Below are 22,937 nucleotides of genomic sequence, written 5' to 3' on the forward strand. Positions count from 1 at the left end.
TGCAACAATTTACACTATAAAAACAGTGCCTTTAATTCTGTTGCTTCAGACGGCTTCATCTTACCTGCAAGCACTAAACTCAACTGTTTACGACGCAAAGCAGCATCAAAACGTTGGATTTCAAGTTCGGTTTCTGGAATAATTGCCGGAACTTCAACAGGTCTTCCAGTGTCATCAACAGCAACAAAAGTGTAAATGGCTTCGTTCGCTTTGGTTCTGCTTCCAGATTCGCGGTCTTCAACCCAAACGTCAATAAAAACTTCCATCGAACTTTTAAAAGATCTTGAAACTTTTGCTTCGACTGTAACTACACTTCCAAGCGAAATTGCTCTGTTAAAAGCAACGTGATTTACAGAAGCTGTTACTACAATTCGGCGTGAATGTCTGCGGGCAGCAATACTTGCAGCGCGATCCATTCGGGCTAATAATTCACCGCCAAAAAGATTGTTTAAAGGATTTGTTTCGCTCGGTAAAACTAAATCTGTTAAAATAGTTATGGATTCTGAAGGGTGTTTTGGATTCATTTTTTTTATAATAAAATTCATTTTTTGCCACTGATTTCACTGATTAAGATGATTGAAAAATGTAAGAATCTGTGAATCCCGATAGCTATCGGGAGTGGCTTATATTTTTATATTTTAGCTGATTAATTCAGCCAGTAAACCGCCATTACTGCGGGGATAAAATAGATCACAATGGTTCTCGCGCCATCGTAATCTTTTGCCAATCTTTGTCCGAAAAGCATCATCAACAAACTGATACTAGAAAAAATCGCACCGTAAAAGCCAAATTCTCTGCCGCTGTTTAATAACAGCTGAATTGCGCCTACAACAGATAAAATCCCAGAAATAAGTTCTAAAATTAAAAGATGCAATAATGCAAGCGGCACTTGATTTTTTAGTGGCGTGTTCGCAAAATGACCTTTCAGCCATTCAACATTATCTTTCCAATAAAATATTTTTTCGTATCCTGACTGTAAGAACGTTAAGGCCAAAAAAGCCAGAATTAAGATAGAGGCAACATTACTCATATGAAAGCTATTTTTTATGAATTAAACGTGTAAGTTTGATTGATAAATCGGTTAAAATTATTTTAGCATTTCCGTTTCTTTCAATGTGATACATCGCATCTGAAAGTTCTTTGAAAATTTCATGAATATTGTTTCCGTTTACAAAAGGTGCAAAATTTTCGAGTTTGAATTTGTCAACTTTCGGCTCGATATAAACCAAGCTTGGTGCTTGATAATTGAGCATCAAAGCCTGACGGAACATTTCGATACAAAACTGAATAAATTTTTTCTGGCTTTCGCGTCCGAGTCCGGCGATTTCTTCACTCCAGGAAATTAAATCCTGAATTGCCGCAGCGTTTCCTTTTGCCCTAAAAGCGGCACGAACCCAATTGACAAACCATTGCTCAAAAGGATATTCTGAATCATCTTCTTTTAACAAATGAAGCGCTTTATTGAAATTTCCCTGTGCCTGATGTGCTATTTTTTTAGCGAAATTCTGATCGATATTTTCTCGGGAAACCAAAGCGTCGGCGATAACTTTTTCCGGCAGTCCGTTAAAGTGAATTACCTGACAGCGAGAACGAATGGTTTGAATAATATCTTCTTCATTTTCAGAAATCAGAATAAAAATGGTTTTATCTGACGGCTCTTCCAGAAGTTTCAAAAGTTTATTTGAAGCGGCAATATTCATTTTATCGGCCATCCAAATAATCATGATTTTATAACCTCCTTCGTAGGATTTCAGGGCAAGTGATTTTAAAACTTCCTGCGCATCTTCGACCCTGATTTCTCCCTGTTTGTTTTGAACGCCCAATATTTTGTACCAATCAAACAAGCCGCCGTAAGGCATTTCCTGAATAAATGTTCGCCAATCCTGAATAAAGTCTAAGCTTTTTGGTTTGGTTTTAACATCTTCTGTCGTGACTGTGGGATAAATAAAATGCAAATCGGGATGCGAGATATTTTGGAACTTTAGATTGCAGGAATCGTTTCCGTTTTCATTTTCGTCTCCAGTATTGCTGCACAAAATGTACTGCGCATAAGCTATAGCGGTTGATAATGTGCCGCTTCCTTCTGGCCCAATAAATAATTGTGCATGCGGAATTCGTCCTGAAGATGCACTTTTTATCAAGTGACTTTTGATATAATCCTGACCTAAAATTTGAGAAAATTGCATGAGACAAAGATAGAAGAAAATGATGTAGTCAAAAATTTTAGATTAAAAGATTGTGAGATGTATTTAATTTGAAAAAACCAGAATGTCTTTTTTTATAAAATTTTGCTTTATGTCAACTTTATTTTGTTAATAAATTACTTCACGCGAGTAGATATGAAGACTTTTTTGTTAATATTTTTTTGTCTAAAATGATAAACGTAAGGTTTTTTTAGCTATTTATAGATAGAAATGCGCCTTTTTTTATAGTTAATATCTTACAGTTTTTGAATTAACAATTTTAACAAAAACCTCGTTAAAACGCATATTTTCTCGACATACAACTGCTTTTTAAGTTTTTTTTAAGGATTTTTTTTGAAAAAAGAATTCAATAAAGTTGCAATTTAAGTTAAATTATATATTTTTGTTTGCATCAACTACCACTAAAAATAGAATCTATGAAAGGGAAAATTATTTTATTAAGTACACTTTTTTTCTTGACAACTGCTGCTGTTTCAGCACAGGCAAAAAATGCTCCAAGAAGTATCATTAGTACAACAGCTCTTATCAGAAAATACCATGATCAAAAAGAATTGAGTGGTATGCAAAAAGGAGAACTTTTGGAATTGTACATTGAGCGTATTAAAGTTTTAGTTAAAACTCTCCCTTACATTGCTTTGGTTACTAAACCAGGGGTTACTATGGCCGACTTAGGTATTCCAGACGATTCTGAACACAAAAAAGTTTTAGATGCTCAGGCTGTTGGTACAACAACATTCTTAGATACTACAGTAGATTTTCAGAGAAAAATGATGCCTTACTCAGACAAAGGAAATTTGATCGCTGCAATTTTATTTTACGAAAGCACATTGAAATCATTACACGAGTTCAACGATTTGAACGAAATGTAATAAACAAAAATATTTTTAAAACCTTTTTTGATTTGTTTACGTAGATGATTTAGATTTTCGAAAACATTTTAAAAGAGCAATAAAAAATAACTCGTTCTCGATGTGTTCTGAATAATTTCAGAAAAATCGAGATGAGTTTTTTCATTTACGCATACCCAAATTTATTATTAACCCTAATACCCCCTTATCATGAAAAAAATTACTCAAATGATCTGCGTTCTTTTGACAGTTACTAGTATGAGTGCTCAGCAAGAGAAAGGAATTATGGGCTACACTAATTGGTTGAATAACTGGACCGAATTTAAGCCTAACAAAGTAGAGTATGGAGAAGCAAACCAAATTTTAGCAGGAAACATTTCTGTTAATACTAAATTGCTGAAGAAGAATATTTATGTTTTGCAAGGAAACGTTTATGTTACAAATAACGCGGTTTTAAGTATTGAACCGGGAACTTTAATTATTGGTGATTTCGAAACAAAAGGAACATTGGTAGTTACAAAAGGTGCACAGCTTGTTGCCGATGGTCTAGAAACTGACCCAATCGTATTTACATCAAACAGAAGCCAGAAAAAAGCTGGTGACTGGGGTGGAATTGTAATTCTAGGTGATGCTCCTATCAATAAATTTGGAGGTGTTGGTTCTTACAACTTAGATCTTGATCCTACGTTAACTACTTATGGTGGTGATAATGTAAACGGAAATTCAGGTGTTCTAAGATATGTTAGAATCGAATTTGCAGGAAAAAAAGTTAAAGGTGCAGATACTTTCAATGGTTTGACTTTTGCAGGTGTTGGTGCTAAAACAATACTAGAAAATGTAATGGTAAGCTACTCTGGCGGTGACTCATTTGCTTTCTTTGGAGGTGATGTAAACGCTACTAAATTTGTTTCTTACAAATCAATCAACGACGATTACAAATTTACTCAAGGTGTTCAATGCCGTTTATTTAACTCATTGGCAGTTAGATCATCTTACTTATCAAGTAACAAAGATGGATCTCGTTGTTTGGAGGTAAAATCATTCGAAAAGAAAAGTGAAACAGATTTTACTAAAAAACAAACTCTTGTTGTTGCAACAAATATTACAATGTTAAACGACAGTGATAACATTAAAGCTGATATTCAAGCAGGTTTAGTAAAAGAAGCAATTTATGTTGCTGAAGCTTCTTCTCTTGAAATGAAGCGTACTGTGGTTTCTGGATTTAACCCGGCCGTTTTGCTAGACAGTAAAACTGAAATCAATGAAGTCAACCTTAAAAAAATCAAATTTGAAGAAATGTACTTTAACCTATGTAACGGAAACATCTTTACAGAGTACAATACAAACAATGAAGATTTAGAGGGCTGGTATGGAAACCCTGTGTTCTTTAACGTGATGTCACAAAGTGATAACAAAGAAACGTTTATTGACATTTACAATCCTAAAAAACCAGATTTCAGATTACAATTAGGAAAAATTACAGCGTCTAGCGGAAAATAGATAAGTTTAGATTTTTATTACAGAGCGTAAATTTTATTAATAAAGTCCCCAGACACAATTTATGTCAGTCTCGTACAGGACCAAATAAAGATCAGAACATAATGGCCCCATCTATAAAAAAATATTTTATTTATATTATATTTTTGGTTTCGCCTATTGCAGCAATAAATGCACAAAGTACAGTTGGAAACGCTACAGTTTCTAATGACTTGAAATGCATTGTAACGGCGTGTAATAATAACCAAAAAACAGAAACAGCTGATACATCAGTGATCAGCAAATTAGATAATTCTAATCAGTTAGCAGTGGAGCTGTCCATCCCCAAGGACAGCTTTGCTACAACAACTGACGCGAAGAATCAGACTTCAGAATGCTTAGAAAATTCATCAATTACAGCTTCTTATTCTGTTCTTGCAAAAGACATTATTGAGAACTATAAATATGATTTTTCAGAAACATTCATTGATATCTTGTTTTTTGAAAATATAGACTTAGCAAGAACGAGGACTATATGATTCAGAAAACTACGCTATCTGTAATCCGTTTTATTCTTTTTTTTAGTATTTTTTTATGTACTAAAACAAATAGCTATGCCCAGACAATAGTCCCACAACAGCTTGGTTATCCAAGAATTTGTGCTGGACTTATTGTCGATGGCAAACCTTTTAATGAATATAACGCGACCTTTAGCTATGTTGATTTTCCTGCTGGAACTACTTTTGAAGTACAGCTTTCAGATGATTTAGGAAATTTTACAACTCCAACTGCTACCACAAAAATTTCATTTGTTGACAATCCTGCTTTACAGCAGCAGACTATAAAATTTGCAGTCCCAACAAGTTTAAAGGGTTCAAATACTTATAGTATGCGAATAATAAGCAGCACAAACAAAACTAGTTTGAGTTTTAAAAACTCGCAGGGTGTAACTAGTTTTCCTATTTATTACAGAACGTTTGTCGAAACGTTTTTTATTAATGATAAATTGGCATCAGCAACATATTGTTCAGGAGGAAGTTTAAGTCTAAGCATTTATAATCCAACTCCGGCTGATATTCCATCTTCACCAGCAAATTACCCAAATCTTAAATACAAATGGTTTAAAGATGATGTTGCAATTGCAGGACAAAGCGGTAAAACGTTATTAGTAAATGCACCAGGTGTTTATTATGCACAAATCGATTATGGAGGCTGTAATGACGAGAACTTTAGTTCTAACAGAGTTACGGTTACTTCGGCTGCATCTGGATCATCAGTTACAGTAGATTCAAGCTTAGGAAATCCTTTTTGTTCTAGCGGAACTGGTACTACTCTTACAGCAACTGCAGGAAACAAATATCAGTGGAAAAAAAATGGAGCTGTAATAACTGGCGCTACAAATCGCAGTTATACTACAAATGAAGCCGCAGTTTATACCGTTGATGTTGACTTTGGCGGTTGTACTGCAACCGGAACAATCGACCTTAAAGGAAATAACTTCACTGCTTCGTTAAATGTTCCTGCAACGAATGTTATTTCACCAAGTGAAACATTGAGCGTTACAGTTACTACAAATGCCGTTAATCCAACTTTTCAGTGGTATTTAGGAAGCACTGTTATTGCAGGCGCTACAAGTAATACTTATTTGGTTGCTGCACGCGGGAATTATAAAGTAAAAGTTAGCCAGTCATCAGGATGTACAGTTGAACAAGAATTGCCATTTACGGTTTCTTATGATTCAACTCCTCCTACTGACATTCAAAAAATTGCTAATATTATTAGCTTAAGCAGTTATCCGTATGATGTTTGGGATATCCCAAGCGAGTACAAAAATGCTGAAACTAGTGTTAAAATAATTAGTTCAAACGGAGATATGGTTCTTGATGTTGTGAACTATCAAGGCGATTGGCCCCCGTCTGGATCAATAGATATTAAAAATGTAAATCCAGTTTATTACTATGTCATTCAATCCGGGACAGGTGAAAGAAAAGGATCAATAACTGTGATAAAATAAGATGAAGAAAATCCTACTATTCATAACTTTATTTTACGGTTTTTCAAATTTACTCTATGCTCAAGATACAAAGTCTGAGGATGGAGTTGTTTCGTTTTCCTTACCCATCAGAAATTCTTTAAAGTTTAATAGATACTTAATTAACCCAACATTCAGTTTTGTACGTGAATCAAACCCTTATGTGAGCTTTTATAACAAAAGACAATGGGTTCAGTTTGATGATGCACCAAATACTTATTTATTTGGCTATTCTGGACGTTTCAGAGAAAATGAGGCTTTTGCTTTTGGATTATTCCAGCAAAATTACGGTGTGTTTACAGTATTTGGAGGAGTAGCCAATTTTGCCCATAATATCGTTTTGCAAGAAGACAGCAATTTGACATTTGGTCTTAACGTTGGTGCTTACCAAAGCGGTTTAAACAAAGGTAAAATTGTTTCAAACGATTCAAATCTTCCAATAGATAATATACCTTCAAATACTTTGCTTACGGTAAATCCTGGTATTAACTACGGAACAGCGTTTCTTGATTTTGGTTTATCGATCAACAATTTAGTGCTTTACAATTTTGGTTCTGGAATGGTTAAAGACGATCCAGAAAGAGCAATCGAGTTGCATGGAATGTACACGGGTTATATTGACAGTTATGGATTTTTTGACAGAAGCAAATTTTCTGGAATAGTAAAAACAGAAATTAAAAAAGACAAAACAGTTTTATCTGGTCTTGCCATGATTACAATTCCACAGGGAGTTTGGGCACAGGCTGGTTACAATACGTTATACGGAGTTTCAGCAGGTTTAGGTGTTAATATTTCACCAAGTATTGCAATCGAATATAACTACGAAAGAGGTTTTGGCAACTTTACAAATTTGGGTGGTTCTCACGAATTTGCAATTGCCTATAAATTCAAAAGCAGAAATTATTATTACGGTGATGATGATGAAGGTTCTCTTATCGATCCTTCGAAGCCAAAACCTGTAATGGCTAAGAAAACAACAACTGCTCCAGTGACAAGAGTAGATGGTGCAGAAAAAGCAAGATTAGCTGCCGAAGCAAAAGCCACTGCTGATGCCGAAGCGAAACAAGCAAGACTTGCCGCTTCAGAAAAAGTGAAGGCTGACGCCGAAGCTGTAGCGAAAGCAAAATTAGAAGCAGATAATAAAGCTAAGGCAGACGCCGAAGCCTTGAAAATAAAAATTGCCGCAGATGCAAAAGCAAAAGCTGATGCCGCGGCGGCTGCAAGAGCACAAACTGCAACTGCAAACAGATCGGTTGCTGCGACGCAAAAAACACAAGCTCAGTTGGCTGCAGATAAAGTGAGAGCAGATGCTGAGGAACGCAGATTAAAATTAGCGGCAGATAATAAAGCTAGAGTAGATGCTGCTGCTGCGGCAAGAGCTCAAGCTGCTGCAAACAAACCTGGAGCAGTAGCAGCAAAAACGCCACAACAGTTAGCTGCTGATAAAGCGAAGGCAGATGCCGAGGCAATGAAATTAAAACTGGCTGCAGATGCGAAAGCAAAAGCGGATGCTGAAGCTGCAAAAGCTAAAACAGATGCTGCACCACAAAAAACACCAGCGCAATTAGCTGCTGATAAAGCAAAAGTTGATGCAGAAACAGCTGCAAAAGCAAAACTTGCAGCAGATGCAAAAGCGAAAGCTGATGCTGAAGCATTAAAAATTAAGTTAGCTGCAGACGCAAAAGCTAAAGCGGATGCTGCTGAAGTGAAGAGAAAAGCAGATGCAAAAGCAAAAGCAGAAGCTGCCGACTTACAGTCAATTTTAGCTGCAGATGCGAAAGCGAAAGCTGATTCTGATGCATATCAAGCAAGATTAGCTGCAGAAACAAAAGCAAAAGCGGCTTCAGAAGCTAAAACGAAAGCTACAATCGACGCTGCAAACAGAGCGAAAGCTGCTGCAGCTGTGAAAGAAAAAGCTGCCGCAGATGCTGCCCTAAAAGAAAAATTAGCTGCAGATGCAAAAGCGAAAGCCGATGCAGAAGCAAGACAAGCATTAATTGCTGCTGAAGCAAAAGCAAAAGCTGATGCAGAAGCATTGAAGATAAAACAAGCTGCTGATGCAAAAGCAAAAGTAGAAGAGGATGCAAGACAAGCACAATTAGCTGCCGATGCAAAAGCGAAAGCTGATGCAGAAGCAATTCAGGCTAAATTAGCTGCTGACGCTAAAGCAAAAGCTGACGCAGAGGCATTACAAATAAAATTAGCTGCAGATGCAAAAGCAAAAGCTGATGCAGAAGCACTTCAGGCAAAACTTGCAGCTGACGCAAAAGCGAAGGCTGATATGGAAGCATTACAGGCAAAATTAATTGCTGATGCAAGAGTTAAAGCAGATGCAGAAGCAACGGCAAAAGCCAAAGCAGACGCTGAAGCAAAAAAATTACAAGAAGCTGAAGAAGCACGCCAGGCAAAATTAGCTGCAGATGCAAAAGCAAAAGCCGATGCAGAAGCTCTTAAAGTTAAACAAGCTGCCGCCGACGCTAAAGCAAAAGCAGATGAGGAAGCGCGTCAGGCAAAATTAGCTGCAGATGCAAAAGCAAAAGCTGACGCAGAAGCACTTCAAGCTAAACTTGTTGCAGATGCAAAAGCAAAAGCGGATGCAGAAGCACTTCAAGCAAAACTTGCAGCAGATGCAAAAGCAAAAGCGGATGCCGAAGCACTAAAAGTAAAACAAGCTGCTGAAGAAAAAGCGAAGATTGAAGAAGAAGCTCGTCAGGCAAAACTTGCAGCAGATGCAAAAGCAAAAGCCGATGCTGAAGCGTTGCAAGCAAAATTAGCTGCTGATGCAAAAGCGAAAGCAGATATGGAAGCATTACAGGCGCAATTAATTGCAGATGCGAAAGTAAAAGCGGATGCTGAAGCAACTGCAAAAGCAAAAGCTGAAGCCGAAGCAAAAAAATTACAGGAAGCGGAAGAAGCTCGTTTAGCAAAATTAGAAGCAGATAATAAAGCGAAAGCCGATGCAGAAGCATTGAAAGCAAAACTTGCAGCTGACGCCAAAGCAAAAGCTGATGCAGAAGCATTACAAGCGAAACAAGCAGCAGATGCAAAAGCGAAAGCAGATGAAGAAGCACGTCAGGCAAAATTAGCCGCTGACGCAAAAGCGAAAGCCGATGCAGAAGCATTACAAGCAAAACTTGCAGCTGATGCAAAAGCCAAAGCGGATGCAGAAGCATTACAAGCAAAATTAGCTGCTGACGCAAAAGCAAAAGCTGATGCAGAAGCATTAAAAGTTAAACTTGCCGCCGACGCCAAAGCGAAAGCCGATGCAGAAGCATTACAAGCAAAATTAGCAGCTGATGCAAAAGCGAAAGCCGATGCAGAAGCGTTACAAGCAAAATTAGCTGCTGATGCAAAAGCAAAAGCAGATGCAGAAGCATTAAAAGTTAAACTTGCAGCTGACGCAAAAGCGAAAGCCGATGCAGAAGCATTACAAGCAAAATTAGCAGCCGATGCAAAAGCGAAAGCCGATGCAGAAGCGTTACAAGCAAAATTAGCTGCTGACGCAAAAGCAAAAGCCGATGCAGAAGCATTAAAAGTTAAACTTGCCGCCGACGCCAAAGCGAAAGCCGATGCAGAAGCATTACAAGCAAAACAAGCGGCAGATGCAAAAGCGAAAGCAGATGAAGAAGCACGTCAGGCAAAATTAGCTGCAGACGCAAAAGCAAAAGCCGATGCAGAAGCATTAAAAGTTAAACTTGCAGCCGACGCCAAAGCAAAAGCTGATGCAGAAGCACTACAAGCAAAATTAGCCGCCGATGCTAAAGCAAAAGCCGATGCAGAAGCGTTACAAGCAAAATTAGCTGCCGATGCAAAAGCGAAAGCAGATGCAGAAGCATTACAAGCTAAACTTGCTGCTGATGCAAAAGCTAAAGCGGACGCAGAAGCATTACTGGCTAAACAAGCTGAAGAAGCAGAATTGGCGAAATTGGCTGCAGCAAAAGCAGCAGCTGCTCAAAAAGATGAAACAGCAAAAGCTATTGATGTTTTAACAGAATCTCTAGACGCTTCTACTAAAAATCAAAGTGATTTGTTAGCTCAGTTTAATGCAACAGTTGCAAACAAACAAAAAGATTTGAATGACTTAAGAGAAGAAAATGATTTAAGTGAAAAAGGAATCTATAGAGAACCTAAACCATTCAAAAGTGTTGCGGCAGAAAACAGTCAGTTAGAAGCTTTAAAAGTAAATATTGCAGAAGCTAACAGACTTCAAAAAAATGAGATTGACAAGCTGACGAATTTATATAACGAAAGACTTAAAAAAGTTCCGAATAAAAATGACGCTTTAAATAGAGCTTATCTAGAAAAGATAAATCAGTTAAAAGCAGCACAATTAAAAATGGAAACAGACAGTGCAGCATTATTGGCCAATTTAGAGCGTATTAAAGCTGAAACTGAAATTGAGAAAAAACGTAGAATCAAACGTGCGGCTTATGAAAATGATCAAGGAAGATATAACCAAGATCTAGCAGCGCTTAAGCGAATTAAGGAAACTACTAAAGTAAGCAGTACACCTTTAACAGCAAGTGATTTTGATTTTGGTGAAGACCAGTCAAATATGCAGATCATCAAGAATATTAAAAATTCTGAAAGTGGTTATTACATGATTGTTGCAGTTCACAGCAGTGTTGAAAAGAGAGATGAATTCCTGACTAAAGCAGTTGCTGCAGGACGTACAGATATTAATTTCTTCTATAATATAGCAACAAGTAAGTATTACATCTATTACGAGAAATATGAAGGTTTACAAGAGGCGACTAAAGCATTAGAAGCAAAAGGGAATAAACCTTACAATGGAAAAATGGCCATCGTAAAAGTTGAGAATTAATAATAGATAATAAATACTAAGCACCTTAAAAAATAAGGTGCTCATCAAAATAAATATTTTAAAGCGGCAAAAAATTAATCACTAATGCCCCTTAGAGATTGAATGAATGCCAAAAAATTAAATACCATGAAAAAACCTACTATCTTAAAAATTGCAATTTTGCTTCTGTTGTTTTTACAAGCAGATATAGTATTTTCTCAAAAATACACTGATTTTGTAAGAGTGTACAATACTCAGCTTAAGGGTGATATTATTAACATTGGAAATAATATACTTAACAGAGGTACTAAGAAATCTGATGGTACTTATAGTGTAAGTCCTAACACACCTTTTAGTGGTACTACTAGTAATGATACCAATGGTAATTTTGATATGTACTATGTCAATGTTGACCCAATTCCTAATTCAAAAGTAGTATTCAGTTCGAGTAGTGCAACTCTTACAGTACCAAATAATAATGCTCCAGCTGCTCCTTGTTATAAGGTTGCTTATGCTGCTTTGTATTGGTCAGGTATTTTAAGATCACCAGCAGATAGAACAACAATTAAAAATGTAAAAATTAAGGTTCCTAATACTGCTAATAGTAATTATCAGGATGTAACAGGAACTGTTATTTGGGATATTAAAAATAATGCTGATGGTATTGCTGATTCTGGAGGAAACAAAACACAAGCTTATGCCTGTTATGCTGAAATTACTTCTTTATTAAATTCTACTAACGCAAATGGACTTTATACCGTAGCCAATGTACAAGCTACCGAAGGTGTAAAGAATACTAATGGTTCAACTGGTTTGGCTGCTGGATGGTCTCTTTTTGTTGTTTATGAGGATAATTCATTACCGACCAAGTCAGTTTCTACTTTTAATGGATTTTTTGGGATAGGTAGTAATGCATTACCTGTTACTACAAAAGTTAGTGGTTTTACAACTCCAGACCTAGGTGATGTTAATGCAAGAGTTGCTTTTTCAGCTCTTGAAGGAGATCAAAACTATTCAGGTGATTACCTTTATATTAACGGTCTGCCTATTGTAACAACTCCGAGTACGGTGAGACCTACAAATAATTTCTTTAAGAGTTCGATAACAACTTCAACGGGTGTATTTACAGATAGAAATCCTAATGGTACCAATACTTTAGGTTTTGATGCTGGAGTTCTTGATATTACGCCTCAAAGTGGAATTATTAAAAATAAAGCAACATCTGCAGATATTACCATAGGTACAAATGTGGATGTTTATATCAATTATTTTTTGGCTTTTTCAGTAGATGTTATTGCGCCTAATATTAAGTTGCTTAAAACTGTAGAAGATGCGGCAGATAAAGACGCTTCTAATGCAAATGTGACGTTGGGTCAAGAATTGAGATATACACTAAAATTTAAAAATGAAGGAAACGACAGTGCAACAGAATTTACGATAACAGATCAGTTGCCGGTTAATACAAATTTTAGTTTTCCAGCTGATATTTTTAAGTTGCCTACTGGAATGACAGTAGCAAACAATGTAACCTATAACGCTGCTACTAGAACGCTAGTATTCACAGTACCTAATTCTTTAGTAGAAAAATTTGATCCACAAGAGACAATTCGTTTCAAAGTTCATGTGGTAGACGATTGTGCTTCATTGACAGATGCTTGTAATAATATTATTAAAAACAGTGCAATGTCCAGCTATCGTGGTAATCCAGGTGCTGGTGGAGGAGGTAACGGAACTTTGTTTGGAGATAAAAGTTATGCCGATGCAAATTCTTGTAATGCTACGCCTCAGTCTACCAATTTCTTAGTTGGTTTAGATGCTTGTAAAAACAGGAAAGAAGAAATCTGTTTGTCTGAAATGGAAATTTCAGCATCTGGTGGATATGATAGTTACAAATGGGCAACAAGTTCAGCTTATAATCCAGTTTTAGGAACAAATCAAAAACTTAAAATTACAGGACCAGGAACATATTATGTATATAGTAAAAAGGCAGGCTGTCCTGATTTTGAAGAAATTATTACTGTAAAAGATGGAGGTGGAGTAAAAACCAATCCAATTATTACTTATGCAGATAATAAAGATGCAAGTGGTAATATTCCGGGATGTGATATTGATGGAAAACCGCTTCCTAAAATCTTCCTTTGTGGTGCCAATGATTCAAGACTTTTCAATCTGAATCTTCCATCGGCAACCATTGTTTGGGAGAAGACAACCTGCGTTCGTCCGCCAGTTGCAGATTTATCTGAATTATGTGCTGATGAAAGAACAAGTTGTGTCTGGACTTCAGCTGGAGCAAATGGTTCTCTTTTTACAGTTACTGATGCTGGTTATTATAGAGTAACTATCAGTTCAGGTGGCTGTGTGAACCGCTTTTACTTTAATGTATATAAAAGTGATGTTGCGATCAACGAAACGCACAAAAATATTTTATGTACAACTCCAGGAAGCATTACAGTTGATAAACTTACAGGCTACGAATTTAGTTTGACTCATGTCCTTATTCCGGCAAGCAGTTCTACTACTACGGCTTGGGGAGACAATAATGTTTTTAGTATCACAACAGCAGGTAATTACGTTGTGAATTATAGACTAAAAAATGTAAACCCAACGTGTACTTATAAAACAGCTCAAATTATAATTGCTAAAGATGATTTTACTGCAGCAATTGATAATCTAACTGAAAACCCACTTTGTTTTGGAGATTTAGGAAGACTTCAAGTAAGTGCTACCAGCGGATTTACAGGATACTATTATACACTTTATCAAGATGGTGTTGTAGTTCAGCAGTTAGGCCCGTTGCCGGATCGTACACATGCTTTTGAAGGTTTGACGCCAGGAAAAACATATTTAGTTGAAGTTTTCACTAAAAAGCCAGATCAGACGGTTGAATGTATTGCTAGTGTTAGCAAATTGATACCTAATCCTGCTGCTGCTTTAAGTGTGACATCTTCAGTTATAAAACCTCTTACAGCTTGCGCCGATGGACAATATAGAATTACGGCAAGTGGTGGTAAAGCTCCGTACGCATTTTTTGTCGACGGTTCAACAACAGAGTATGCATTAGATGAAAATGGTAATACTGACCTGAATTCAATAATATTAAATACTCCTACTGCAAAAGAGTATACAATTTTAGTTCGTGATTCAAATCTTTGTACAACGACTTATAAATTTACAGTTGCGGCTAATCCTAAACCTGTATATACAATTACTCCTTCTGTAATTAAATGTTATGGAGAAAAAGGTTCAATTACTGTAAATGTAACAAACCCAAATGGCTATACTTTAGAGTATAGTTTAGATGGGACTAATTTTACTTCAAATCCGACATTCTTAGACTTAAAGGCAGGTACTTATAATGTTGTTGTCAGATATACATTATCAGGAACAACTTGTACAGATCCAGCTCAAGCTGTTACAATTTTACCTCCGGCAAATGCTTTAACTGCTTCTGGTGGTGTTGCTGAATTAGCAGGTTGTACACTTAGCGGTCAAGGTGGAAAATTAAGATTTACTAATGTAACAGGAGGAAAAACTCCTTATGAATATAGTTTTGATGGAGGAGGAAGCTGGCAGACTTCACCAGAGAAAGATGTTTTAAATGGTACTTATATACTAATTGTTAGAGATGCAGCAGGTTGTACATACCAGTTGCCTTATGATGTTATATTAGATCCAAAACCAGCAGATCCAAGAGTTGATTTAGCTCCTGTTGTATATAACTGTAATGGTACAGGTCAAACTACAGCAACAGTTACAAATCCTTCAAGTGGAAATTATTCATATGAATATTATTTAGACGGTGTTGCAAATACACCAATTACAAATAATGTATTTAATAATATTTTATCAGGAAGCCATAAAATCAAAGTTGTATATAAATTAGAAGACGCTACAACGTATAGTAATTTATTAAAAGAAGATTTTGGACATGGAGATCCTACAACAAGTCCAGGTATTGCAGCAGCTTATTGTTTTAATAATCAAGATGTAAATATCCATACATGTCCTAATCCTACAAGATCGGTTGAAGATAATCAGTATTCTGTAGCAAGTTTCTTCTGGAGAGGAGATACAGCATGGTATCCATTTAAAGATCATACTTCAAATGGTGCAGTAGCTGACGGAAGATATTTATTAGTAAATATTGGTTCTGCAGCAGGAGATTATGGAATTCTTTATAGTAAACCAATTGCAGATGTTATCCCGAATCAGCCTGTAAAAGTAGATTTGGCTGTTGCCAATTTATTAAATGCAGGTGTTAACGGTGCGGCTCCAATTGTTCGATTTGAGTTAGTAAATCCAGCTGGTGTTGTTGTTGCGAGAGTTGATACAGGAAAAATCGCTGAAGCAGCAAATGATCCAAACAGGACAAAATGGATTGAGATTCCAACAATCTCTTTGAACCCTGGAAATAATACTAACCTGACATTTGTTATTCGTTCAGGAAGTTTAGAATATAATGGAAACGATTTATTAATTGATGACATTTCGGTTTATCAATTACCTAAATCATGTTTAGCTGAACAGGAAATACCTTTTGTAGTTGGAACAGATAAAGCATTTACTGTTTTAGATCCAACTATTCAAGATGTTGCTTGTAACGGAGGAAATACAGGTTCTATTACTATTACTGCACAAAACTTTAACACAGCTACAGGTTTCTATTATTCTATTAATGGAGGAACATTGCAAAATGCTACAAGTTCTCCAGTAACAGTTGGCGGATTAACTGCAGGAGCTTACACTGTAGTTGTACAAAGTGATATTGCTGGAACTTGTTCAAAATCATTCAGCAAAACAATTGGTTCACCAACTGCGGTAACAGTTACAGCAAGTGTTACAACACAGCCAACATGTACTTCAAAAGCGACAATTACGGCTGTTGCTTCTGGAGGAACAACACCTTATAAATATGAACTAAGAGCCGCAAACGGTACAACTGTTATCACTGCGTTTCAAGATTCAGGAGTTTTCACAGGACTGGTTACAGGAACTTATACTATTGTTGCAAAAGATTTAAGAGATTGTCCGTCTGCAGTTTCAACAGCTGTGATTGTTAATGATCCAACACCAGTAACTGCTAGTTTAGCAAGTTCATCAGATTTATGTTTTGATGCTGATAAAGCTACAATTGTAGTTACTGCATCTGGAACAGGAACTTTGACTTACAGTTTAGACGGTGCTGCAGCTGTGAATACAAATACGTTTACAAATGTTGGTGTGGGAACACACAGTGTTTTAGTAACTGACAGCAATAACTGTACTTTCACAGTAACGGGTATTATTGTTGCGCCGGAATTAAAAGGTAGTGCAACAGTATCTGCTGGATTATCTTGTATTACTACAGGAGCAACTATTAAAGTTGATATCACTGGAGGTAAATCTACTTTTACTTATAAAGTTAAAGTTGGAACAGGTTCTTACGGATCAAGTGTTAACGTTACAGGAAGTACATTTAATTACCCAGCAGCAGGTGCAGGAGATTATACTTTCGAAATCACAGATTCTAATAATCCAACAGCTTGTAAAGCATATGTTTCGATCACAGTTAACGCAATTACTAATCCAACCGTTAGTGCAACACCAGTGCAAGTAGCTTGTAATGGCGCATCAACTGGTGAGGTAACATTAGCTGGTTCAGGCGGATCTTTAAGTTATACTTATAGTTTTAACAATAGTGCATTTACTACTACTACTACATATACAGGATTAAAAGCGGGTATTTCTTATCCTTATCAAGTAAAAGACTCTAAAGGCTGTACATCAGCAATTGGAAATATTACATTAACAGAACCTACGGCAGTTGGCGGAACTATTTCTGCAACTGATATAAAATGTGCTGTTTCAGGAACTACTCCTGCTGTTGTTACAATTAGTGGAACTGGCGGTACAGGAGCTTACACATATAGTTTCAACGGAACTTCAAACTTTACAACAACAAATACATATTCAACAAGTACTGCTGGAGCTGTAACTGCTTATGTTAAAGACGCAAACGGATGTCAAGCTGGACCATTCAGTATAACTATTGGTACATTAGATCAAATTACAGGAATTAACTTAGTAGACAGCGGTTACGACTGTTCAACAACTCCTCCTGGTGGACATGTGACTTTAACAGCTGTAAAAGCTGGTACTTTAGCAAATATATCATACAAAATTACAGCAGGACCAGCAGGTTATAGTACTGCAAGTAATACTACAGGAGATTTTAAAGGATTAACACCAGGACTTTATACTTTCCAGGCAACTGATAGTAAAACACTTTGTACTTTCAGCATTTCTTATGATGTAAAAGGAACTTCGGATATTGTTGCCGGAGGATCTGTACTTACTGCTATTAAATGTTATGCTGGAACAGGAACAATTCAGTTTACTGTTACTGGAGCTAAAACTAGCGGATACGATTATATTATTAAAAATGCTGGAGGAACAACAATTCAGCAAGCAAATAATGTAGCTGCTTCTACAACTACAATTAATGTTGCATCAGCTGTAGTTGCTGGTGATTATACTATCACAGCTACAGACAGATTAACAAAATGTAAAGCAGTTTATACAGTAACTTTAACACAGCCAGCAAGTGCATTAGATGTTACTGCGTCTGCTCCAAACATCAATTGTAATAATGACAAAGCTATTATTACAGCAGTTGGTACAGGCGGAACAACAAGCTATTCTTATGCTGTTGTTGTAAAAGGTGCGGCTGCTCCAACTGCTTTTGGAACAGATCCAAAACTAACAGTGAATACTGTTAACGGAACTGTGATGCAGTGGGATGTTTATATTAAAGATGCAAACGGATGTACTGATTTTGTTACAGTAACTATTTTAAAAGATCAGATTCCATCAGTTACAGCAACTTTAGACAATCAATGTACAGGTTCTGGAAATAAATTCAGAATCACAGCAACTGGTACAGGTGGTGTTGGTACATTACAATATGGAATTAATGGTGTTGGCGGTGCATTTACAACAGACAATTTCTTTGATGTTGTAGCAAGCGCAACTCCATATATCGTTTGGGTAAAAGATGCTAACGGCTGTACTGCACAAGCAGCAGCTATTACAGTTTACCCACAATTGACAGCTACTACAGCTGTAAAAGAATTAGATTGTTCTGCTTCTACTCCTGACGCAACTATTACGGTTACGGCTAATGGAGGAAAAACAGCTTATAAATATGAAGTTTCAACAAACGGTGGAACTACCTATACTTTAATGGCTTCAAATGTTTATACAACTGCAACAGCTGGAACATTTTTAATTAAAGTTACAGATGCTAACGGATGTACATTTGTTACTACAACTGATATACTTTCTATCTCTAATCCAACTCTTACAGCTAATCAGGTAAATGTTTCTTGTAATGGAGGAACAGATGGTTCAGTACAGTTAATTGGAGCAGGAGGTTCATTAACAGGAGGCCAAAACTATCAATACAGTAAATACGGAATCATTTACGGATCTGCTTCTTCTTTCACAGGATTAGCTGCCGGAGATTATGATTTCTTTGTAAAAGACAGTAAAGGCTGTATTGGAAAAATTACAGTTACGATTATTGAAGCTTCAAAATTAGTGGTTAGTGCTTCAGCAACTAAATTCACTTGTAGCACTACTAATACGAAACAAGCAGCAGTTGTAACTATTGCAACTCCATCAACAGGAACAGCTCCATACGAATATAGCTTCAACGGTGGTGGATATTCTTCAACAATAAATACGCTGACAGTAAATGATAATGGAACAGATCAAGTAATTAACTATTCTGTTAAAGATGCAAAAGGATGTACTGCTTCAGGTTCATTAACATTAAATAAATTAAACCCACCAGTTATTTCAAGTGTTACTCCTACAGCAGTAACTTGTCTTGCAACAACAAGTACAGTTACAGTTGCAGTTACGGGAGGAACAGGAGTTGCGCCATTAGTTTATACTATTACAGCTCCAGCTTCGGCAGTTGGTAATACAACAGGTGCTTCATCTGGAGTATTTACAGGACTTGCTTCAGGTACTTATACATTTAAAGTTACAGATGCAAACGGATGTTTTGCTACTCAATCAATTACGGTTAATCCGGTTACACCAATTGTTGTAACTGCTAGTAAATTGAGTGACGTTCAATGTAAAGGAGACAGTACAGGATCTGCTAGATATACAATTTCTGGATTCAGCGCTACAGGTAATTATTCAGTTGCAGTTACATCAACTCCAACAGGATTACCTTATACAACAACAACAAGCGGTGATGTGATTACTTTAACAGGTTTATCTATTGGTGATTACACACTTTCAGTTGTTGACAATACAACAAAATGTCCTGCTAGTGCAACAATTACTATTTTGGAGCCAGCAAATCCTTTAACAGCAGGTTATGCTACGGTAAATGCTAACTGTAATGTTGGTACTTCAAAAGTTACAATTACAGCCGCTGGAGGAACAACTGCATACAAATATGCTTTTGTTCAAAATGGTGTAACAGTTACTGATGCTGATTTCGGACCAAGCAACATTGCATATCTAAACCCAACAACAAACCTAAACTGGGATGTTTACGTTAGAGATGCTAATAAATGTGAGGTGATGTTAGACGTTGTAATTGCAAAAGACAATGCTCCAACAGTTACAGCTACTGCTGTTAATCAATGTTTAGGTGTTGGTACTTATACAATCACGGCAGCTGGAACAGGAACAGGAACTTTACAATACAGTATCAATGGTACTTCATATCAGGCTGGTAACACATTTACTGTTACTGCAGCTGGTACATATAATGTTTGGGTAAAAGATGCTAATAACTGTATCGCTCAAACAACAACTCCAGTAACGGTTTATCCTAAATTGACTATTGCAGCTCAATTAGACAGAGATAATAATTGCGTTTCTGGTTCAACAAGTGCTAAAATCACTTTGCTAGCAGCAGGTGGAGATGGTTCATATACTTATTCATACACTAGTACACCAGTTGCTGCTGGAACTTTTGCTGGAAATGTTTTCACAACAAATGCAGCAGCAGATTTCACGTTTACAGTGACTGATTCTAAAGGTTGTACCGTAACAACAACTGTTCCGGTTACAACTACAGCTCCGATTCCACCAGACATTACTGGTGTGACTCAGACACAATTTATTAATTGTAATGGAGAACAAACAGCGGCAATTACAATTGCAATTGACAATACTAAAGGAACTTCTCCTTTTGTTTTCAATGTAAGAAGAACTTCGCCAACGGTTCAAGATTATGGTACACAAACTTCAGGTTTAGCAGCTGGTAACTATACGGTTACAATTACAGATGCTAAAGGCTGTACAGATACACAAACAATTACTATTAACGAGCCAGCTAAAATTATTGTTACAAATCATGCTGTGCCTATTACATGTGTAGGCGGTGGAACTGTTAAAGGATCTGTTATTATTGATAGTGTAACAGGCGGAACAGGACCTTATAACTATTATGTAACAGGTATCAACAATTATAATGCATCAGAACTTAATGTTGCAGGAACAACTTCTGTTAACTTTAATGTTGTTGATTTTGGTATGTACCAAATTAGAGTTGTTGACTCAAAAGGATGTACTGAAGTTGTAAGTAATGTATTGGTGGCTTCACCTCCAAACAAACTTGATATTTCAATTAATTCGACAGCTACTTGTACAACTGGTGGAACTGCGACTATTACGGTTAACACTGCATTTACGGGTGTAGGACCATTCCACTTTAATATTTATACAGGTCCTGGTCAAACATGGACTGCAGATGGTGTTGGTGGATGGCAGGGAGAAATGCCTGCAGGAAGTAAATCAACAGTTTTCAATAATCTTACTCCGGGAGTTACTTACACTTTCATAGTTTATGATTTTGATACAAAATGTTACTATTATGAGACTGCAGCGGCACCTATCCCAACGAATTCATTATTAACGGTAGCAGCTACAGGTCAAAATATTACTTGTACTGGTGCCGCTGATGGAGCAGTTAACTTTACTATTACGAATCCATATCCTTCGGCTACGCCAATAACAATGGGTTACGAAATTTTTAACGCATACAACAATGTTAGCACAGGTATATCAGGAACATCACCTAGTGTTACTACAAATTATTCAGTAACTAACCTTGGGCCATTACCAAAAGGTATTTATTACATTTTAGTAAAAGAGCTAGTGGGTCCAAATGCTGGATGTAGTGTGACATCAAAAGACTTTGATATTTTAGAGTCACCAAAACCAATGGTACTTACTGCATCAGTTTCTCAAAAGGCAAATTGTGCTAATAATTCTGGTATTATTACTGCTTTAGCATCATTTGGAACAGCTCCTTATACGTATCAATTATTATTAGCTTCAGCTACAGCTCCTACTAGTGGTACTGCTGGTTGGGCTACTCCAAATACTTTCAATGTAAACGCAGGAAGTTATATAGTTTATGCAAAAGATGCTTATAACTGTATTAAACCATTCCCAATTGTATTAGATAAATATACTGATCCAACGATCAATATGCCTGCACCAATTTGTTATACAGGTAGTCCATTTACAATTGCAATAACTGGAAGTGTTGATGCTACTATAGTGGGTGGAGCAAGTTACAGCGTAAACGGAAGCACTTTCCAAACATCGCCAAACTTTACATTTAATGCGCCAGGTACTTATAATTTAGTTATAAAAGATGGTAATGGCTGTACTGCAACGAAAGCTTATGAAGTTAAGCCAGAGTTACAGTTAGATATTACTTTAACAAAAGATCTTGACTGTTCAGCAACTCCAGCGGCAACAATTACCTTATCTGCTTCTGGCGGTTTTGGACCAGGATATTCTTATGAATACTCTACAAATGGCGGAACTTCTTGGACAACTTTAGCTTCAAACGTACACCAAACAAGTGTTACAGGTAATTATTTGTTTAGAGCTACAGATCTTGGTAATACAATTCTAGGTGGTTGTAAGGTTATAAAACCGTTTACTTTAGATCCATTAACTACTATTGATTTTGCTGTTTCTTCAACAAATGCAAGTTGTAATGGCGGTTCAGATGGTACAATTACAGCTGTTGTTTCGGCTGGTATTGCTCCTTTTGAATATCAATTAGAAGATGGGGCTACAATTGTTAGAGCTTATCAAACTTCAAATGAGTTTAAAAACTTACCAGCAGGTACTACATATGTAGTGAGAGTTAAAGATTCTAAAGGTTGTACGGTTACTAAACCAGTATCAATTGGACAGCCATCTCTAATTGCTGCAACGGGAACTTTGACACAAGGTTTAACTTGTGGAACTGGAAATTCTACTCAGGCTGCTATCGTAACAATTAACGTTACAGCTGGAACAGGAACTTCACCATATCAATATAGTTTTGACGGAGGATTAAATTACTCTTCAGTTAATACTTACACTACATCGGCTTCTGGAACTGTAACAGCTTCAGTTAAAGATGCAAACGGATGTATCATTGCTGTACCAGTTTCAGTACTTGTACCAGCATTAGACGCTCCAACAGACATGGATATTACAGGAACTCCAGTTTACTGTTTACCAGTGGCTAGCCAGAAAAGTACAGTTACGATCAGCAA

General features: G+C 36.7%; 9 protein-coding genes. 6 read left to right on the top strand and 3 right to left on the bottom strand.

Going from position 1 to position 22,937, the window contains the following annotated elements; genetic code table 11:
• Nucleotides 1-14: 14 nt before the first annotated feature.
• The 3 genes from GKZ88_RS20140 to GKZ88_RS20150 all read right to left on the bottom strand — a co-directional run bounded on the left by GKZ88_RS20140 (nucleotide 15) and on the right by GKZ88_RS20150 (nucleotide 2,186).
• Nucleotides 15-524, bottom strand: a complete 510-nt coding sequence (locus GKZ88_RS20140; RefSeq protein ID WP_133523739.1) for an acyl-CoA thioesterase — start codon at nucleotides 522-524, stop codon at nucleotides 15-17.
• 122 nt (nucleotides 525-646) lie between these two features.
• Nucleotides 647-1,030 carry a DoxX family protein gene (locus tag GKZ88_RS20145; RefSeq protein WP_155104110.1) on the bottom strand — a complete coding sequence of 128 codons (384 nt, stop codon included), beginning with the start codon at nucleotides 1,028-1,030 and terminating at the stop codon, nucleotides 647-649.
• 7 nt (nucleotides 1,031-1,037) lie between these two features.
• On the bottom strand, nucleotides 1,038-2,186 hold the full coding sequence (locus GKZ88_RS20150) for a DNA polymerase III subunit delta' (protein WP_155104111.1): 1,149 nt from the start codon (nucleotides 2,184-2,186) through the stop codon (nucleotides 1,038-1,040).
• A 434-nt stretch (nucleotides 2,187-2,620) separates the two neighbouring features.
• Here GKZ88_RS20150 and GKZ88_RS20155 point away from each other — a divergent pair, with 434 nt between their 5' ends.
• From GKZ88_RS20155 to GKZ88_RS20180, 6 genes are all read left to right on the top strand, one after another.
• Nucleotides 2,621-3,073 carry a hypothetical protein gene (locus tag GKZ88_RS20155; RefSeq protein WP_132988283.1) on the top strand — a complete coding sequence of 151 codons (453 nt, stop codon included), beginning with the start codon at nucleotides 2,621-2,623 and terminating at the stop codon, nucleotides 3,071-3,073.
• 189 nt (nucleotides 3,074-3,262) lie between these two features.
• On the top strand, nucleotides 3,263-4,552 hold the full coding sequence (locus GKZ88_RS20160; RefSeq protein ID WP_155104112.1) for a hypothetical protein: 1,290 nt from the start codon (nucleotides 3,263-3,265) through the stop codon (nucleotides 4,550-4,552).
• A gap of 101 nt (nucleotides 4,553-4,653) precedes the next feature.
• Nucleotides 4,654-5,067 carry a hypothetical protein gene (locus tag GKZ88_RS20165; RefSeq protein WP_155104113.1) on the top strand — a complete coding sequence of 138 codons (414 nt, stop codon included), beginning with the start codon at nucleotides 4,654-4,656 and terminating at the stop codon, nucleotides 5,065-5,067.
• On the top strand, nucleotides 5,064-6,542 hold the full coding sequence (sprC, locus tag GKZ88_RS20170) for a gliding motility protein SprC (protein WP_155104114.1): 1,479 nt from the start codon (nucleotides 5,064-5,066) through the stop codon (nucleotides 6,540-6,542). Before GKZ88_RS20165 ends, sprC begins: the two co-directional genes overlap by 4 nt.
• Before the next feature lies 1 nt (nucleotide 6,543).
• Nucleotides 6,544-11,385, top strand: coding sequence for a type IX secretion system membrane protein PorP/SprF (locus tag GKZ88_RS20175; RefSeq protein WP_155104115.1), 4,842 nt, complete (start codon nucleotides 6,544-6,546; stop codon nucleotides 11,383-11,385).
• A 126-nt stretch (nucleotides 11,386-11,511) separates the two neighbouring features.
• Nucleotides 11,512-22,937: DUF11 domain-containing protein (locus GKZ88_RS20180; protein WP_196216503.1), on the top strand; the 11,426-nt coding region annotated here is incomplete at its 3' end.

The organism is Flavobacterium sp. LC2016-01, assembly GCF_009711135.1.
Lineage (GTDB): Bacteria > Bacteroidota > Bacteroidia > Flavobacteriales > Flavobacteriaceae > Flavobacterium.

Coding starts and splice junctions, on each gene's coding strand:
- GKZ88_RS20140 (WP_133523739.1), bottom strand. CDS start 524: ATGAATCCAAAACACCCTTCAGAATCCATAACTATTTTAACAGATTTA.
- GKZ88_RS20145 (WP_155104110.1), bottom strand. CDS start 1,030: ATGAGTAATGTTGCCTCTATCTTAATTCTGGCTTTTTTGGCCTTAACG.
- GKZ88_RS20150 (WP_155104111.1), bottom strand. CDS start 2,186: ATGCAATTTTCTCAAATTTTAGGTCAGGATTATATCAAAAGTCACTTG.
- GKZ88_RS20155 (WP_132988283.1), top strand. CDS start 2,621: ATGAAAGGGAAAATTATTTTATTAAGTACACTTTTTTTCTTGACAACT.
- GKZ88_RS20160 (WP_155104112.1), top strand. CDS start 3,263: ATGAAAAAAATTACTCAAATGATCTGCGTTCTTTTGACAGTTACTAGT.
- GKZ88_RS20165 (WP_155104113.1), top strand. CDS start 4,654: ATGGCCCCATCTATAAAAAAATATTTTATTTATATTATATTTTTGGTT.
- sprC (WP_155104114.1), top strand. CDS start 5,064: ATGATTCAGAAAACTACGCTATCTGTAATCCGTTTTATTCTTTTTTTT.
- GKZ88_RS20175 (WP_155104115.1), top strand. CDS start 6,544: ATGAAGAAAATCCTACTATTCATAACTTTATTTTACGGTTTTTCAAAT.